The 703-nt window shown below is 58.9% G+C and carries 1 protein-coding gene; it reads left to right on the forward strand.

Features of this window, described 5'->3' with window-relative positions; translation table 11 throughout:
- The coding region (locus P0D89_RS53750) for an IS3 family transposase (RefSeq protein WP_408379763.1) at positions 1–703 on the forward strand (703 nt) is incomplete at both ends.

Below are 703 nucleotides of genomic sequence, written 5' to 3' on the forward strand. Positions count from 1 at the left end.
CCCGGTCAGCGAGGCCGATCAGAAGCTGATGCGGCGGCTCGATGAATTGCATCTGGAGTTCCCGTTTGCCGGTACGCGAATGTTGGTTCGCCTGCTCAAGCGTGAAGCTATCAGGGTCGGGCGCAAACACGTCGGCACTCTGATGAAGCGCATGGGCATTGAGGCGCTGTACTGCAAGCCGAACACAAGCCGCCGTCATGCGAAGCACAAGATCTGGCCTTATCTGTTGCGGGGCATGACGATCAATCGGGCAAACCAGGTCTGGGCACTGGATACGAGCTATATCCCGATGGCGCGCGGCTTCGTATATCTGACCGCCGTGGTGGACTGGGTCAGTCGAAAGGTACTGGCCCACCGCGTGGCGATTACGATGGAGGCGATGCACGCTGTCGAGGCGTTGGAAGAAGCGTTCGCGAAATACGGGCAACCTGAGATCGTCAACACCGACCAGGGCAGCCAGTTCACCGCGACAGCGTTCACCGACGCCGTGCTCGGCAGGGGCATCCGCCTGTCCATGGATGGCAAAGGCGCCTGGCGCGACAACGTATTCGTCGAACGCGTGTGGCGCAGCGTGAAATATGAAGAGGTGTATCTGAAAGCCTATGAATCAGTCAGCCATGCACGCTGCTCCATCGGCGATTACCTGAACCTTTACAACCAGAAACGGCCCCATTCAAGTCTGTCCGATCAGACGCCGGATGAG

It is taken from the genome of Paraburkholderia sp. RL18-085-BIA-A (genome assembly GCF_046027075.1).
Taxonomy (GTDB): domain Bacteria; phylum Pseudomonadota; class Gammaproteobacteria; order Burkholderiales; family Burkholderiaceae; genus Paraburkholderia.